General features: G+C 60.7%; 14 protein-coding genes, 1 tRNA gene and 2 pseudogenes. 8 read left to right on the top strand and 9 right to left on the bottom strand.

Annotated elements, in window-relative coordinates:
- Complete coding sequence (locus AC0L3L_RS29405) at positions 1-1,500, bottom strand: hypothetical protein (protein WP_473640528.1); 1,500 nt, start codon at positions 1,498-1,500, stop codon at positions 1-3.
- A gap of 92 nt (positions 1,501-1,592) precedes the next feature.
- Here AC0L3L_RS29405 and AC0L3L_RS29400 point away from each other — a divergent pair.
- The 3 genes and pseudogenes from AC0L3L_RS29400 to AC0L3L_RS29390 form a co-directional block, all read left to right on the top strand.
- Positions 1,593-1,718, top strand: a pseudogene (locus AC0L3L_RS29400) (3-oxoadipyl-CoA thiolase); the annotation flags it as partial.
- A 369-nt stretch (positions 1,719-2,087) separates the two neighbouring features.
- A complete protein-coding gene (locus AC0L3L_RS29395) occupies positions 2,088-2,804 on the top strand; it encodes a pentapeptide repeat-containing protein (protein ID WP_006337614.1) in 717 nt (238 codons plus the stop codon).
- 286 nt (positions 2,805-3,090) lie between these two features.
- Positions 3,091-3,345 (top strand): annotated as a pseudogene (locus tag AC0L3L_RS29390) (IS5/IS1182 family transposase); the annotation flags it as partial.
- A gap of 200 nt (positions 3,346-3,545) precedes the next feature.
- Here the strand turns inward: AC0L3L_RS29390 and AC0L3L_RS29385 are convergent.
- Positions 3,546-3,622, bottom strand: a tRNA-Met gene (locus AC0L3L_RS29385).
- A 342-nt stretch (positions 3,623-3,964) separates the two neighbouring features.
- On the opposite strand from AC0L3L_RS29385, the gene AC0L3L_RS29380 reads away from it, so the two are divergent.
- Entirely contained in the window at positions 3,965-4,930 is a 966-nt protein-coding gene (locus AC0L3L_RS29380; protein ID WP_095491711.1) for a Gfo/Idh/MocA family protein, read from the top strand.
- A 48-nt stretch (positions 4,931-4,978) separates the two neighbouring features.
- Here AC0L3L_RS29380 and mnmA read toward each other — a convergent pair whose 3' ends face one another.
- On the bottom strand, positions 4,979-6,169 hold the full coding sequence (gene mnmA, locus AC0L3L_RS29375) for a tRNA 2-thiouridine(34) synthase MnmA (RefSeq protein WP_473486852.1): 1,191 nt from the start codon (positions 6,167-6,169) through the stop codon (positions 4,979-4,981).
- 273 nt (positions 6,170-6,442) lie between these two features.
- Between mnmA and sciP the strand changes: the two genes are divergently transcribed.
- Positions 6,443-6,718 carry a CtrA inhibitor SciP gene (gene sciP, locus AC0L3L_RS29370; protein WP_006203587.1) on the top strand — a complete coding sequence of 92 codons (276 nt, stop codon included), beginning with the start codon at positions 6,443-6,445 and terminating at the stop codon, positions 6,716-6,718.
- Between the two features lie 437 nt (positions 6,719-7,155).
- On the opposite strand, the gene AC0L3L_RS29365 is transcribed toward sciP, so the two are convergent.
- The gene (locus tag AC0L3L_RS29365; RefSeq protein ID WP_029349790.1) at positions 7,156-7,533 is read right to left on the bottom strand and encodes a flagellar export protein FliJ; all 378 of its coding nucleotides are present in this window, start codon (positions 7,531-7,533) and stop codon (positions 7,156-7,158) included.
- Between the two features lie 451 nt (positions 7,534-7,984).
- On the opposite strand from AC0L3L_RS29365, the gene ctrA reads away from it, so the two are divergent.
- Positions 7,985-8,680 carry a response regulator transcription factor CtrA gene (gene ctrA / locus AC0L3L_RS29360; protein ID WP_123149336.1) on the top strand — a complete coding sequence of 232 codons (696 nt, stop codon included), beginning with the start codon at positions 7,985-7,987 and terminating at the stop codon, positions 8,678-8,680.
- A gap of 118 nt (positions 8,681-8,798) precedes the next feature.
- Here ctrA and AC0L3L_RS29355 read toward each other — a convergent pair whose 3' ends face one another.
- Positions 8,799-9,167, bottom strand: a complete 369-nt coding sequence (locus AC0L3L_RS29355; protein ID WP_473486851.1) for a response regulator — start codon at positions 9,165-9,167, stop codon at positions 8,799-8,801.
- Positions 9,168-9,413: 246 nt separating this feature from the next.
- Positions 9,414-10,043 carry a histidine phosphotransferase ChpT gene (gene chpT / locus AC0L3L_RS29350; RefSeq protein ID WP_473550718.1) on the bottom strand — a complete coding sequence of 210 codons (630 nt, stop codon included), beginning with the start codon at positions 10,041-10,043 and terminating at the stop codon, positions 9,414-9,416.
- Between the two features lie 397 nt (positions 10,044-10,440).
- Here chpT and AC0L3L_RS29345 point away from each other — a divergent pair, with 397 nt between their 5' ends.
- Together AC0L3L_RS29345 and AC0L3L_RS29340 are read left to right on the top strand one after the other, a co-directional pair.
- Complete coding sequence (locus tag AC0L3L_RS29345) at positions 10,441-10,980, top strand: DUF1134 domain-containing protein (RefSeq protein ID WP_473640550.1); 540 nt, start codon at positions 10,441-10,443, stop codon at positions 10,978-10,980.
- Between the two features lie 148 nt (positions 10,981-11,128).
- Positions 11,129-12,304: a coiled-coil domain-containing protein gene (locus AC0L3L_RS29340; protein ID WP_473640526.1), complete on the top strand. Its 1,176-nt coding sequence runs from the start codon at positions 11,129-11,131 to the stop codon at positions 12,302-12,304.
- A 16-nt stretch (positions 12,305-12,320) separates the two neighbouring features.
- Here the strand turns inward: AC0L3L_RS29340 and AC0L3L_RS29335 are convergent, their stop codons facing one another.
- From AC0L3L_RS29335 to AC0L3L_RS29325, 3 genes are all read right to left on the bottom strand, one after another.
- Positions 12,321-13,124, bottom strand: coding sequence for a TrmH family RNA methyltransferase (locus AC0L3L_RS29335; protein ID WP_473640524.1), 804 nt, complete (start codon positions 13,122-13,124; stop codon positions 12,321-12,323).
- A gap of 234 nt (positions 13,125-13,358) precedes the next feature.
- Positions 13,359-13,697 carry an ArsR/SmtB family transcription factor gene (locus AC0L3L_RS29330; RefSeq protein WP_123149342.1) on the bottom strand — a complete coding sequence of 113 codons (339 nt, stop codon included), beginning with the start codon at positions 13,695-13,697 and terminating at the stop codon, positions 13,359-13,361.
- A gap of 155 nt (positions 13,698-13,852) precedes the next feature.
- Positions 13,853-14,632, bottom strand: coding sequence for a HugZ family pyridoxamine 5'-phosphate oxidase (locus AC0L3L_RS29325; RefSeq protein ID WP_473640522.1), 780 nt, complete (start codon positions 14,630-14,632; stop codon positions 13,853-13,855).
- Between the last annotated feature and the right edge of the window lie 4 nt (positions 14,633-14,636).

The raw sequence follows: 14,636 nt of genomic DNA, 5'->3' as shown, positions 1-14,636 counted from the left end.
TCACCTTGGCCGGCGCAATGGTCTGAAGTGCCCTCTTGGCGAGGCGATTTGCAATGGCATGCGGCAGCGCCGCGCGCCATTCTGCACGCGCCTGCACGAGGTCCCGTTGCTTGAGCTCTGCCACCCCGGCGTACATCTCGTCGGCCGATTTGCCGACGAGGCTGCCGAGGACTGGAAGCTCCGCTTCGCCGCCTTCGAGCGTCTCGCCGTCGAACGAAAGACCAGCGAGCACCCTTGCGCGACCAGAAGGAGCGAGGGGTCTGGGTCGTGGCGCTGCTGAAAGAGACGCTTGAACAGCTCTTCCTCGTTCAAGCCTGCAACGGTCTCGGTTTTCTCGATCCGCGAGGCCAGCGCCAGGGCAACCCGGGCATTGCCGCCGGAGAACTCCGCAATGGTGTGCGCATCGATCTGCGAGAAGTGGGGGTACCGCCGGCCCACCAGCTTCTCGATCAGCGGTACGGAAGACGTTTCCAAGACGAAGACGTCGGTGCCCTCCGGCTGGTCCTCCCGGATGTCGTACTCGATGGTGATCACGCTGATTGTCGAACTGCTCGACCGCGCGACTTCCGAAATCCGCCGGTGCAGTTCGGGCGTGCAATTATCGACGACCAGGATAGCGAGGGTCCGTCCGGCGATCAGGTCCGAGGCAAGCCCGGCGGGCGGCGGCTTGGGCTCGTCGGCTTCATTGGTGTAAATCGCAAGTGACGGATCGAGCGCGCCTTCGCCAACGCTTGCGTCAAACAGCGCCTCGGCGAGTCGCGTTTTGCCGACACCAGAAAGCCCGACAAGCCGCACCACATGCCCCGGCGTGGCAAGCACTTTCCGGATACGGTTGATGCCCTCGATAGTGGAAGCCCCGTCGCCTTCATCCTTGTCGCCCGTCAAAATGCGCGCCTTGTCATCGGCGATGTAGTTTGCGTCCACGCCCGCAGGCGCAAACGACCATGAACCATGAGACTGCCATCCCGGCATCGCTTTGCCGATCCGCGCGCGCACCCACGGAATCTGCCCGGGATGATTACGAACCCATGTCGCGATCCGGTTACGGTCATAAAAGTCGAGCGTGAGCTTGCCTTCGGCAGGCGTGTCCTTGATAGCTTCGGCCATCGCGTTGCGGCGGTCGGTCAGCGCCGAGTCCCATGTCGAGCCCGTAGAACTCACGATAATGTAGGCGCCGCCGGCATCAACGAGCTCATTGATGACGGGCCGCAAGACGCCCTTCGGCTTCATCTCCCTCAGAATCTCAGCCCGCGGCATGTCCGGCTTCTTGACCTGCACGCCGGTTGCTGGCTTCGGCACGAAGCCGTCGATTGCCGTCCCGGCCGGGAGCGCCACGCGAACATCAAGACCGCCGTCGCTTGCGTCTTGATTTCCACCGTAGGTGACGGCGGACGTGGGCAGGCCTCCTCGACGCATCTCGGTCTCGCAGAGAAGGCCAACTAGGGTGCGCAAGTCTGCGTCGCCAAGAGCGGCGATGTCGTCGCCAGTGATATCGAACATGGGAGCAAGCTAGGAAGCGCTCATCGGGCCGTCAATCGCAAAGAAGGACGGCCGATAACTCGTGCGAGTATTACCTGTGCGTCGCCTTTGCCATGAGCGGCGCGACGATAACTGGAACCGCAGCTCTCGAACTTGCCGCCCTTGGGAGGAAGTACGCCTTGGCCACGATGTGCATTGGCGTGGGCCAGGGGATCGCTATCGCACTGCAGCGGGTCTAAATAAGTGGGCGACGACCTTAGTTAGACATCCTGACTTCGGACGGCAGCGTCAGCGGACGCCGGCGGTGGCGGTCAGCACCCGAGCAGGCTCCCAATTAGCGAGACAAACGTCCAGAGCGGAGGCCTCGGCTTAGTCAAGCATACCTACGGAATGATGCGCCTGGCCGGTGACAAATGAATCTCTGCTGGACCGCCGATGATATGGGGAGGCGCTCGCGAATCGCGCCCTACGCGCGGGTTGATCGGTTGATCAACATCAAAGCTTGAATATGAGAAATGCGCTAACTGTGACGGCGGTGGTCACGGTGGCTCGAGTGTCAGCAGATGTGGTAAGGTTGAGTGTCGGCGAGTAGCAGAGGTCCAGCAACAATGACTTTGAGGCGAACCAGAGCTTACGGCGCATCCGGCTTGGTTCTAGCGGTTTGCACTGTGTTTGCTTGGCAGAACGCCACTGCTGCTCACAATTGCCACGCAGCCGCGACGCCTGGCGTCAATTGGCACGAGTGTGACAAGAAGCTTCTCATCCTAGAAGGACAGGACCTGAGCGGGGCGAACCTGTTCGGTGTTGATTTCACTTCGACCGACCTCAGGAACAGCAATCTCCTTGCGGCAAATCTTGAGAAGGCAACGCTTGTGCGTGCTTCCCTGGCCGACTCGACCGCCAAAGGCGCCCGGTTCGACAGAATCGAGGCCTACAGGACCGACTTCAGCCGTATGGACGCGCAGGGCGCTGTGTTTGCGAGCGCGGAAATGCAGCGCTCGAATTTCCAGGACGCCAATCTGACCAATGTTGATTTCACAAAGGCAGAATTGGGGCGTGCGCAGTTCCATGACGCCGATATCAGCGGCAGCCGCTTCTCGTTTGCCAATCTCGCACGGGCGGACTTCCGAGGAGCGACGTTCACCGCGCCGATAGACTTTGACCGCGCCTTTTTCTTTCTGACCCGTATCGAGGGCGTCGACCTTTCCAATTCGGCGGGTCTGTCCCAGTGGCAGCTTAACATGGCTTGCGGAGACGCCCGGACCGAGTTGCCTTCTGGATTGACGAGGCCTGAAGATTGGCCCTGTCAATTCCAGCAGGAATAGTTGTCGGCAAGCGAACTGCGGCAATGCTGCACCCGACAGGAACCTGTAACTTTGTGCCGCGGGCATGCCCATTAAGGTCGAAGCCACCACCCGAGACGGCGAACTCCGGATATCCGTGTCTGATGCCGGAGAGCCCATTCCGCACGAGACAATGCAGCGCCTGTTCCAGCCGTTCTAGCGAGGGGGGCCCCGATCTAGCCCTCAAGGTCTCGGGCTGGGACTCTACATTGCTTCGCAGATCGCTCAGGCACATCGCGGCACACTGTCCGTGACCTCTGATGTTGACGGCCTCACCAAGGTCGTCAAACGGGCGCTGCGACGCCGGGCCGCCGTCGAACCCGTCATCGGCCATCTCAAGAACGACCACCGTATGGGCCGCAACTTCCTGGCCTTCTCCGAGGGCGATGCCAACAACGCTGTGCTTGCCGCCGTCGGCTACAACTTCAGCCTCCTGCTCAACTGGCTGAGGCTTTTGTGTGCCGTCCTCCTGGCGCTGTTCGCCACCCCCGCAGCGCCGCCGATCCAGCCACGAACAGCCTAATCACCGCTCTGGACGATCCAACCGGCGGACGCCCATTTGCCAGCCCCGTCTTTCCGGCCCTGATCGCAACTGCCGTCAGCGAAATCGACGTTCTTCACAGCCGACGAGATATTGTTTGAGATATTCGGTACGCCAAATCGCGTTCCGTACGTGCGGTGTGGCTGATGGTAGCGGTTTGCCTACGTATCTTATTGGTTAAATGGTAGCGGGAGAGGGACTTGAACCCCCGACCCCAGGATTATGATTCCCGTGCTCTAACCAACTGAGCTACCCCGCCAGGGCGGCGAAAGGTCCGAAATCCGCCTTAAATCAGAAGGCATGTCGAAGCGTTCGCCAAGGTCGGGCGGATATAAGGTTGGGACGCCAAGCCTGTCAAGCATCGATGCAGCCGGCATGCCGGCACATTCCATCGGATCGTGCTTTCCGAAAATCGGAATCGATCGTCCGGAACGATGCGAAGCTTCGCGGTCTTGAGACGCGTGCCTGTGCGTCCAGGCGGACGCACGTCGCTCTGATGGCCGAAGAGCTTTGCCGGGCAGATAATTGGGCACGAAATGCCGGGTTGAGTTCGGCGGGGCGCGCCGCTATGTCTCGGCCACGAAATTCTAGAGTTGGAATGATGAAACCGCGCATTGCAGTCCTCGGTTGCGGATACTGGGGCAGCAACCACATCCGCACCCTCAAGGCGCTCGGCGCGCTGCACGCGGTCTCGGACGTCAACCCTGCCCGCGCCGAAGGCTTCGCCAGTGAGCAGGATTGCCTGGCGATCGAGCCGGAGGCGCTCTTTGTCCGCAGCGACGTCGATGCCATCGTCATGGCGCTGCCGCCGCAGTTCCATGCCGACATGGCGGTGCGCGCCGTCCAGGGCGGCAAGGACGTGCTGGTGGAGAAGCCGATCGCGCTGACGGTGGCGGATGCCGAGCGCTCGGTGAAGGCGGCGGCCGACAATGGCCGTGTCTTCATGGTCGGCCATGTACTGCGCTTTCATCCAGCCTTCGAGACGTTGAAAGCGCTGATCGACAATGGCGAGCTCGGCGAGGTCCGCTATATCCATTCGCACCGGCTCGGGCTCGGCAAGTTCCACACCGAGAACGATGCGCTGTGGGACCTTGCGCCGCACGATCTGTCGATGATCCTCGCCATCACCGGCACGGAACCGATCGAGGTGCGTGGCGAGGGGGCAGCGCTCCTCGACAATCTTAGCGATTTCGCGCATCTGCACATGCGCTTTCCCAACGGTCTGCGCAGCCATCTCTTCGCGTCGCGGCTCAACCCTTACCGCGAGCGGCGGCTGACCGTGGTCGGCACCAAGGCGATGGCGGTGTTCGACGATGTCGAGCCGTGGGAGCGCAAGCTCGCCGTCTACCGCCACGCGGTGTGGCAAGACAGCGGCCAATGGGCCTTCACCACCAACGAGCCGTCCTATGTGGCGGTGGGCGAGGGCATGCCGCTGACGCGAGAGCTCGAGCATTTCATCCAGTGCATCGAGACGCGGGCAGAACCGCGCACCAGTGGCGAGGAAGCCATCAGGGTGCTGCGTATCCTCACCGCTGGCACGGTTACCCACACTGGATCGTCTTCCTGAGAGAAAGTGCCGCTGTGTTAGAGCCTGATCATCCCGATAGGATCGGGATCATTCCGCGGGAATCTGCGCCGGGCGGGCTGCCAGCCGCGTCAGCATCGCCTCGGCCTCGGCGCCACGCTCGGAACGCTCGATAAAGCCGCCCCCGAACACGCGGGCCTGGTTGCCGTCGTCGGAATAGAGCACGCAGGCCTGGCCGGGCGCGATGCCGGACTCGCCGTCGACCAGTTCCACCGAAGTGATGCCGGCGTTGTGATGCAGCACGGCCGGGCGCGGCGGGCGTGTCGAGCGGACCTTCGCGAAAAGCTCCAGCCCGGCCGCCGGGATGTCGGACAGCGCAGCGTCGCCCAGCCAGTTCATGTCGCGCAAATAGATCTTGTGCGTCTCCAGCGCCTCGCGCGGGCCAACGACGACGCGGGCTCGATCGGCGTCGAGATGGACGACGTAGAGCGGCTCGCCCGAGGCGACGCCGATGCCGCGGCGCTGACCGATCGTGTAGCGCAAAATGCCTTCATGGCGGCCGAGTACGCGGCCGTCGATATGGACGATGTCGCCCGGATTGGCAGCAGTCGGCTTCAGCTTGGCGATGATGTCGGAATATTTGCCCTGTGGCACGAAGCAGATGTCCTGGCTGTCCTGCTTGGCAGCGACCGTCAGCCCCATTTCCTCGGCGATGGCGCGAACCTGCGGCTTCGACAGGCCGCCAAGCGGAAAGCGCAGATAATCGATCTGCGCCTGCGTGGTGGCGAACAGGAAATAGCTCTGGTCGCGCTCCGCGTCGACCGGCCGGTACAGTGCGCGATGGGCGCCGTTGGCGCCGGAGCGGATGTAATGGCCGGTGGCCAGCGCGTCGGCGCCGAGCTCCTTGGCGGTCGCCAGAAGGTCGGCGAATTTCACCGTCTGGTTGCAGGAAACGCAAGGGATCGGCGTTTCGCCGGCCACATAGCTCTCGGCGAAGGGGTCGATCACCGCCTTGCGGAAGCGCTCCTCGTAATTGAGCACATAGTGCGGAATGCCGAGCGTCTCGGAGACGCGGCGGGCATCGTCGATGTCCTGGCCGGCGCAGCATGAGCCGGCCCGGTGCGTTGCCGCGCCATGGTCGTAGAGCTGCAGCGTGACGCCGACGACATCATAGCCTTCGCGCTTCAAAAGACCGGCAACGACCGACGAGTCGACGCCGCCCGACATGGCGACAACGACGCGGGTGTTTTCGGGACGTCCGGGAAGGTCGAGGCTGTTCATGGTTCTTTCGTTCTGCACGGCGCCCTGGATGAGGGCGCTTGAATGCCAATGGCCGGAATATAGGTCAAGCTTTCCGGGCGCGCCAGCTTCGCGATCCGGCCGATTTTTTTGAACGGATTCGGCGCTCGCGGGCAGATATCTCAAATGCCGACGAAAAGACTAACGCGGCGTTCATGATCCTTACCTAGCTATTAGGGTTCGCTTAGGCAATTTTTAAAGCTGTGGCGATAATGTGGTGGGGATTGGGTCTTTGAGTTTTTAGTAGAGAGTACGATGACCGATCTTGTTAGACCACGCGTCAAATATGTTATCGGGCCTGACGGCAGCCCCCTTACGATTGCCGATCTGCCGCCGACGAACACACGTCGCTGGGTTATCCGGCGCAAGGCGGAAGTGGTGGCGGCTGTACGGGGTGGGCTTTTGAGCCTCGAAGAGGCATGCCAGCGCTACAAGCTGACCACCGAGGAATTCCTGTCCTGGCAGGCGTCGATCGACGAATATGGCCTTGCCGGCCTGCGCACGACGCGCATCCAGCAATATCGGCATTAAGGCTGGTTCAAGGAAGTCAAAAGGCGCGACAATCCGCGCCCTTTTTGCTTTGCCGCAACGGTTCTCTCTGCTTCAGACGGTCAGCACCACCTGCCGATCGGCCGAGAAAGGCATGAGCGGCGCCTGCTTCTTCGAGCGGGTCTTTGCCACAGGGACGACAAGCTTTTTCGCGTCGACCTTGCCACGTTCCACAAGCCTGCGCGGTCGGGTACGACGCGCCGAACTCGGCCAGAACCGGTGGGCTGCTCAATCAGATAAGGTCCTGGCCGTAATCGCCTGCGCCCGACATCAGGGATGCCCGGATGCGGGCGTCGCGGAACATGAAGGGGATTTGGTAGCGCAGGCCTGAAACTGGCAGCTGCTCGACCAATGAGCGGCGACGTTCCAGATGAGCAACGCCCTGATCGCTGGGTGTTGACCGGCTTAAAGCCTTGTTTTCAGCCGATCATGGCGCTGCGGCCGCCGGTCTCGGCGTCGCGGATCTTGGTGTCGCGCGATTCGAGCATTTCCGCTTTGGAAAGCTCCGCTTCGGCTTCGCCGAGCAGTGATTCGGCAACGCTTCGCTGCTGGGCGAGGTCGCTTTGCGAGTTTCTGAGATTGTCGCGGCGCAGGCGCGCTGCCTTGGCGAAGGTCGGATAGGCAAAATGGTTGATGTCGGTGATGCCGGCTTTCTTTTCTTCGGCAGTGATCTGGAGCTCCAGTTCGACAGCCATGCGCTCGAATTCAGCGATCATCATGTCGAGTTGCAGCAATTGCCGCCGCTTCTCATTCACCTGGAACTGCTTCAGCCGAACGAGGTTTTCACGTGACTTCATGATTCGGTACTCCTGGAAACGCACACCTGCACATATCGTCCAATCCACCTGGCAAACCGCAGGCTTCACCCGTTTCCACCGACTTTACAGGAACTATGGGAAACAAATTCCTAAAGTTTTTTGCCGGCGGTAACCATTCGTTTACGGGCATTGTTAATCATAGGGCTCAGGACTTAAGGCCGGGTAAAAATTCCGGCTCTCGATGCGGAAGCACGGCCAGCGAGTCCAAAGAGTCACTTAGTCTGGCTTATTAATGTTTTGCATTAGCGGTTTGGTTCTGTGATTCACTATTAGATTCAATAAGGTGTAGAAAGGGGTTAAAAAAGCTGATACCGTCAGCGGCACGGAATTAGGTTTTGTTAACCATTCGATGGCAGCCTCTGCTCAGGCAATCACTGCTCCGGTCCTGGACGGGTCGTGAAATGGTCCGGCAGCAGAAAAGGGGAATGAAATGCGTGTTCTGCTGATAGAAGATGACAGTGCAACCGCACAAAGCATCGAGCTGATGCTGAAATCGGAAAGTTTCAACGTCTATACGACCGATCTTGGCGAAGAAGGTGTCGATCTAGGCAAGCTCTACGACTACGATATCATCCTTCTCGACCTCAATCTCCCCGACATGTCGGGATACGAGGTCTTGAGAACACTTCGCCTTTCCAAAGTGAAGACGCCGATCCTTATCCTCTCCGGCATGGCCGGCATCGAGGACAAGGTACGCGGCCTCGGCTTCGGCGCAGACGACTATATGACCAAGCCGTTCCACAAGGACGAACTGGTCGCCCGCATCCACGCTATCGTGCGGCGCTCCAAGGGCCATGCCCAGTCGGTCATCACCACCGGCGACCTGGTGGTCAATCTCGATGCCAAGACCGTTGAGGTCGGTGGCCAGCGCGTGCATCTGACCGGCAAGGAATACCAGATGCTGGAGCTGCTCTCGCTGCGCAAGGGCACTACGCTCACCAAGGAAATGTTCCTCAACCACCTTTACGGCGGCATGGACGAACCGGAACTGAAGATTATCGACGTCTTCATCTGCAAGCTGCGCAAGAAGCTCGACCACGCTTCCGGCGGCCAGAATTACATCGAGACGGTTTGGGGTCGCGGCTATGTGCTGCGCGAGCCGGAAGATATCCGCGTCAGCGCCTGAGCTGACGACGCCGATCCGATCGATTTTCCGACAAAATCCGGCTTCGGCCGGACTTTTGCGTTTGTATCGCAGACATGGAGCGCCAATTTCCGGGGGCGATGCGCCAGGGATCGGCGAATCAGGCTGCAATTCTCAAGGTGCGGAAGCATTCGAGAAGTTGCGGCCGATTGAACGGCTTGAGCAGATAGCCTTGAGCGCCGGCGCGCTTTGCCCGCATGATCGAAGCGACGTCGACCTCAACCAGCGAAATCAGGATCTGGGGCTGTATCGGACTTTCCATGGCGCGTATGCGGCGGATGACGTCCTCCGCCTGCATGTCCGGCAAGGCGCCGTCGACGACGATGATATCCGGCATGTCGGCAGTGCACATCTCGACCGCGTCAAACCCGCTGGCAGCTTCGATGACCAGCATGTCGGAACCACCCAGGATGCGCTTTGCGACCTTCCTGATGACGCTCGAATCGTCGATGAACATGCAGCGTTTCATTTCCGGTCCCTCTTTGCCATGCGGCAATCCGGCAGCGTCGCGGTACTGAAAGGCACGGTAGGATCAATCCGGTAAAGAAGCTGAAAAGCCGATAGGTAAAATTTTTGCAAGAACAGCTTTTACGGAAACTTCTTGACCGATGCTTGGCCGAACTAGCCTGGAAGGCTCGCTTCATTCGACCGTGAGGGGGTAGTAAATATTGTCTAAAAACTCTTATCTGTTCTTTTCAATCATTTCTTAGTAACTTCAAGCTGCCGATAGTACGATTTCTTCTGCGGTTGCGTGGATCGATATCGTCATGTTCGCCTCGCGCGCCAGAAGCAACGTGTAGTAGGGCTGCACCGAATGCGCGTCGATCGGTTCTTCAGGCCTGTTGCCGGAATGGAGTTCCAGGAATTTGGGCGGCACGCGCAGCATCGGACCGCTCGCGGCGAGCGCAAAGCGAGGTTCTGTGTCGAGGTTTTCAAGCGTAACCGTAAGCTTACCGCCACGCGGAATGGCGGCGTTGGCGACGAGAATGAGATTGAGCAGCAGCTTTACCTTGTTCTTGGGCAGCAGCGCACGGGTTCCGTTCCAGACCAGTTCCGGCTTCTCGTTCTTCAAAAAGGCGATCGCAACGGCCTCGGCGTCCCCCGTGTCGATCATCATGCCGGCAGAACCGGCTGCGCCGAAGGCGATGCGGGCGAATTGCAGGCGGGCCGAAGCGTTTCTGGCGCTCTGCCGAATCAATTTCATGGCATCTTCGTCGGCGCCGCCTTCGTCGAGCAGCTCAAGCCCGTTGTTTATGGCGCCGACCGGCGAAATGATGTCGTGGCAGACCCGGCTGCACAAAAGCGCTGCGAGATCGGGTGCGGAAATGGTGAAAAGCTCGGCCATCGGCGAAAGTCCCTGCAAAATTTCACTGGAATGGCCGCGCGATAAATGATCACGCCTGCCCACACGAATCACGCTCTCTCCCAAGGCCTTGAATACACAGCGCCTGAGCGTGCAGCAACAAATCCGGAATTGTCGTTATCGAAAATGGTGTGTTCACGCAGGGTGCGGATACTGCGGGGCGACGCGAAACCAGCTCGAAACCAGCCTTCTAACCGCCATCTTCATGTGAAAGCTTAATGGTTGAAAAAGGATTACGGCATAGTTTGCCCATAACAGTCATCCTTAGCGGCCGCCAAAGAGCCGCACGGGTGTGAGGCGTCGGCGAAAGTGCTCCCTGACGGAGATTGGAAGCATGTTTTCCCGATACTACGACCGGAGTTTCTTCCGTGTCCTCTCAATGGCGATCGCTCTCATGGGCCTTGTCATCGTCTTTTCGGCCTCGCCTTCGAGGGCCCAGGAATACACCGCTCAGGAGATCGTCGATTCCGGTCACAAATTCTTCGGCGCGACGTCGGGCGGGCTCGCCACCGTCGTCGAGAAGATTTTCGCCTCCTACGGCCTGCCCAATGGCTATTTGCTTGGCGAGGAGGGCTCGGGCGCGCTCATCGGTGGCCTGACCTATGGCGAAGGCACGCTCTACACCAAGAATGCCGGCGATCACAAAGTGTTCTGGCAGGGCCCGTCGCTCGGCTGGGATTTTGGCGGCGAGGGCTCGCGGGTGATGATGCTGGTCTATAATCTCGACGACGTGAATAGCCTCTACAATCGTTTCGGCGGTGTTGCCGGCTCTGCCTATCTCGTGGCTGGCGTCGGCTTCAACGTGATGAAGAACAACAATGTGCTGCTGGTGCCGATCCGCACAGGCGTCGGCGCCCGGCTTGGCGTCAATCTCGGTTATCTGAAGCTTACCCAGCGCGCCACCTGGAATCCATTCTGAGCAAGCGGTTGCCTCGCCGTCTCGACTGGCTCCAAGGTCGACGATCTGAACATTGCTGCGGCAGACCCTTGCCGCAGCGCTGGAATTCCGTCATGCGAACGTGGCACAGTCGCTTACGGTTGTTTGCCGTCCATAACGGATAGTCACCTTGGTTCAGTCGGTCCTGTTCTTTGTCCTCGGCTTTCTCTGCGCCGGCTTTGTGGCGCTGATGATTGCCCCGGCCATCTGGCGGCGGGCCGTGATGCTGACGCGCAAACGCGTCGAGGGCTCGATGCCGCTGACGCTGGCCGAGATCCAGGCGGAGAAGGATCGCATCCGCGCCGAGTTCGCCATGTCGACGCGCCGGCTCGAGATGAGCGTCAAGTCGCTGCGCGAGAAATCGGCCGAACAGCTTGTCGAGATCAGCCGCGGCCGCGAGGCACTGAAGGAACTGGCGCTCGAGCGGAAGGACAAGAAACAGGCCCTTTCCGAACTCGAGGCCAAGGGCGAAGACCTTCGGCAGCGCGAAGACCAGTTGCAGCTTTTGTCAGATCGGCTTGCTCAAACCGAGCATGCCCTGGAAAAGCGTGTGCTCGAGCTGAAAAAACTGGAGCACATGTATGACGACGCCAGCTTTTCTTCGAGCAGCCGTCAGATCGAACTTGTGGCGCGCGAGTCCGAACTGCAAAAGCTGGCCGACGACATTTCGGTGCTGCGTGGCCAGCGCAAGGAGGCGGACAGGCGTCAACAGGAGATCGCGGCCGAGAGCAAGGCCGCACGAGACGCGTTGAAGGCCGAGAAGAAAAGGACCGGCGAACTGGACAAGAAGGTCGAGCGCCTGCTCGCCACGCTTGCCGATCGCGAGGACAAGCTTGACCGCCGCGACAAGGAAATCGCGCGGCTTCGCGAAAAGTCGAAAAGCGAACGCGTGGAAAACGCCTCCGCGGTGCGTTTCGTCGGAGTGCAAGGCAGTCAGGCCGATGCGGCCGTCAAGGACGACACCCAAAAGGCCATCGCCAAGCTGGACAACGACCGCGAGCGGTTGGAGGCGAGGCTGACGGAACTGGCCCGCGAGAACAAGAAACTGAAAACGGATCTTGCCGCCTTCGAGGCATCCACATCCGAAGGCGGCGACGATGCGCGCCGCGCCAGCGCTGCATTGCGTGAGCAGATGAGCGACCTGGCGGCGCAAGTCGTCGCCCTGACGGCGAAGCTCGATGGGCCGGAGTCGCCGATCGCAAAGGCTCTTGCGGCACCCAACCCACCGGGAAGCGGCGAACGCAGCCTTGCCGATCGCGTGCGGGCGCTGCAGAGGCCGAATCGGCGCATTGAGCCCAGCCAGTGATGCTGCCTTCTGCGGCTCAGGTCCTGCTTGCCGAAAAATGATGTAAGGCGATGGCTGACGCGGCGGCGACATTCAGGCTGTCGAAGCCTTCTGCCATATCGATCCGCACCGTCCGCAGGCGGGCGAGCAGACTTTCGGGCAGGCCTTCGCCTTCGGTGCCGAGATAGAGCGCCAGCCGTTCAGTCCCTTTCGCATCGCGGATGCCGGTTTGGCCGCGTGGCGACAAAGCGAACTGGCCGAAGCCCAGCCGGTCGAGCGCCGCGGTGAAGCCGATGGTCTCAGTGAGGGAGGCGAAGGGAACTTTCAGCGCGGCGCCGACCGAGACGCGGATCGCCTTGCGGTACAGCGGATCGCAGCAGGTCGCGTCCAGAAACACCGCATCGGCGCCGAAGGCGGCGGCGTTGCGAAAGATCGAGCCCATATTGTCATGGTTAGCGATGCCGACCAGCACGACGATCAACGCGCGGGCGGGCAAGGTGTCAAGCAAGGCCTCTGCAGGCTGCGCCGCGCCCTTGCGGCCGATCGCCAATATGCCGCGATGCATGTGAAAGCCGGCAATCCTGTCCATGACCTCGCTGGCCGCGACGTAGACCGGAAGGTCCGCGGGTGCCTTGCGCAGGGTTCCGTCGAGGCCTGCCAGCCGGTTTTCGAGTACCAGCACCGATTCGGCCGAAAAGCGTTTGGCCGCGAGCAGCATTTCGAGCACCACCTTGCCTTCGGCGACGAAGCGGCCCTGCCGGCCGGCAAGATCGCGCTCGCGGATGTCGAGATAGGCGGCGACGCGCGGGTCTTGCGGGTCTTCGATACGAATGGGGCGCATGCTTGCCTCGGCGGACACGCATCGCCCCGAAAATCGCAGTGGGTTTTCGGACAGCTCGATGCGTGGATCCAAAGTACTTCCTACGTCCAAATGGACGCAAGTCGCTCTAAGAACCGTCAGCGAGGTAGGGGGTGCTTGGGCCAGTTCTTGTTGTTATGCATGTCGTTATCCCAAAACCGCTTCGCACCCTCGGGTCAAGCCCAAGGGCAGGCTTTGGGCGACATGCATTGGCGGTCAAGTCCCGGAGCGACGCAGGCGGTACGCCATCTGCGACAACTCACCTTCGCCGAAAATCCCGTCCAACGTGTTGAGAAGTTCGCGCACGGCATCGGATTTGCAGGAATAGTAGATCATCTGCCGGTCGCGCCGGGTCTCGACGAGATCGAGCGCCCGCAGTTTGGCCAGATGCTGTGACAGGGCGGATTGGCTGAGCAGAACCTTCTCGGCGATAGCACCGACCGACATTTCACCGTCGGCCAGATAGTTCATGATCAACAATCGTTTCTCGTTGCCCATCAGCGTCAGAAACGCAGCCGCTGATTCGGCATTGGCGATTAGCTTTTTCGAGACCATCGATCCCCCACACCTTCCTGCTCATCCGGCGCTATGGGGGCAATAGCGTCTGATTCCATAGACTCACTCGCGAATGTGCGCTGGCGATTCAACGCTACCGAGAAAGGGTAGAACATTTCACTCAAACCTCAAGACTTGCTTTCGACCCGACACGATTAACTGTCGGACTGTGTTTCGTCTGCAACTCGGCCGGTCTTTGCCATGTCGACCAGAACATGCCGGAGCTCATGCGCTGTCCTCAGTGGCTCGGGGAAGAAGACCCGGCAGACATCGTCGCCCAATGCCAGGTCCATGCCGTCGGCGTCGAAGCCGGTGATGACCCAGCCGTCGCCTGCGGCCTTGGCGAAATGGCGCGCGTAGACGGCAATTGCGTCGCTATGGTCGGCATTCATATGGTCGAGGGCGGATTGTTCACCAGCGGCAAGCTCTTCGACGATCGGAGCGGTCGTGACCAGATCGGTGCGCTCGAGCAAGTAGGCCTTGCCGAAGCCGCCGTTGAGACTGGCCCGCTCCGGCTCGAGGCGGAAGATCGAGAAGTCGCCAAGTCCGGCATAGAGCCTCGCCTTGGGGTTGCGGTTGAGATAGCGCCGTTCGGCGCGGGCGTGCTCGCCGGATCCACGCTCAAGCCGTGCTGCCCGACAGACGAGCGTCAACCGCGGGTGCGCCAGCGGGTCGCCCCTGCCGGGCTCGCCGACAAGCAGCGAACAGCGCGGGTCGGCAAGGATTGCGCCGGTATGGGCGGACAGCATTGATACAAGGATCAGCGGCGCGCCGTCGATATCGGTGGCGACACCAACCCTGCTGGCCAGCGGCGAACCGATCCCGGGCTCGATCACCGCCAGCGCGCCGAAACGGGCGCTGCGGATCAGCGTCTTCGCCAGCCTGATCGCTTCGGCGTCGGTCTCGCGGATCACGTCCTTTTTTCGGTCGGCCAAAATC

The organism is Mesorhizobium sp. WSM4849, from assembly GCF_055811385.1.
This window is presented reverse-complemented; position numbering and strand designations above follow the sequence as displayed.

What these genes read in the sequence shown, in the direction of transcription:
- AC0L3L_RS29395 (WP_006337614.1), top strand. Translation starts at nt 2,088, where the DNA reads ATGACTTTGAGGCGAACCAGAGCTTACGGCGCATCCGGCTTGGTTCTA.
- AC0L3L_RS29355 (WP_473486851.1), bottom strand. Translation starts at nt 9,167, where the DNA reads ATGAAACGCTGCATGTTCATCGACGATTCGAGCGTCATCAGGAAGGTC.
- ctrA (WP_123149336.1), top strand. Translation starts at nt 7,985, where the DNA reads ATGCGTGTTCTGCTGATAGAAGATGACAGTGCAACCGCACAAAGCATC.
- AC0L3L_RS29345 (WP_473640550.1), top strand. Translation starts at nt 10,441, where the DNA reads ATGGCGATCGCTCTCATGGGCCTTGTCATCGTCTTTTCGGCCTCGCCT.
- AC0L3L_RS29330 (WP_123149342.1), bottom strand. Translation starts at nt 13,697, where the DNA reads ATGGTCTCGAAAAAGCTAATCGCCAATGCCGAATCAGCGGCTGCGTTT.
- chpT (WP_473550718.1), bottom strand. Translation starts at nt 10,043, where the DNA reads ATGGCCGAGCTTTTCACCATTTCCGCACCCGATCTCGCAGCGCTTTTG.
- AC0L3L_RS29405 (WP_473640528.1), bottom strand. Translation starts at nt 1,500, where the DNA reads ATGTTCGATATCACTGGCGACGACATCGCCGCTCTTGGCGACGCAGAC.
- sciP (WP_006203587.1), top strand. Translation starts at nt 6,443, where the DNA reads ATGACCGATCTTGTTAGACCACGCGTCAAATATGTTATCGGGCCTGAC.
- AC0L3L_RS29365 (WP_029349790.1), bottom strand. Translation starts at nt 7,533, where the DNA reads ATGAAGTCACGTGAAAACCTCGTTCGGCTGAAGCAGTTCCAGGTGAAT.
- mnmA (WP_473486852.1), bottom strand. Translation starts at nt 6,169, where the DNA reads ATGAACAGCCTCGACCTTCCCGGACGTCCCGAAAACACCCGCGTCGTT.
- AC0L3L_RS29335 (WP_473640524.1), bottom strand. Translation starts at nt 13,124, where the DNA reads ATGCGCCCCATTCGTATCGAAGACCCGCAAGACCCGCGCGTCGCCGCC.
- AC0L3L_RS29380 (WP_095491711.1), top strand. Translation starts at nt 3,965, where the DNA reads ATGAAACCGCGCATTGCAGTCCTCGGTTGCGGATACTGGGGCAGCAAC.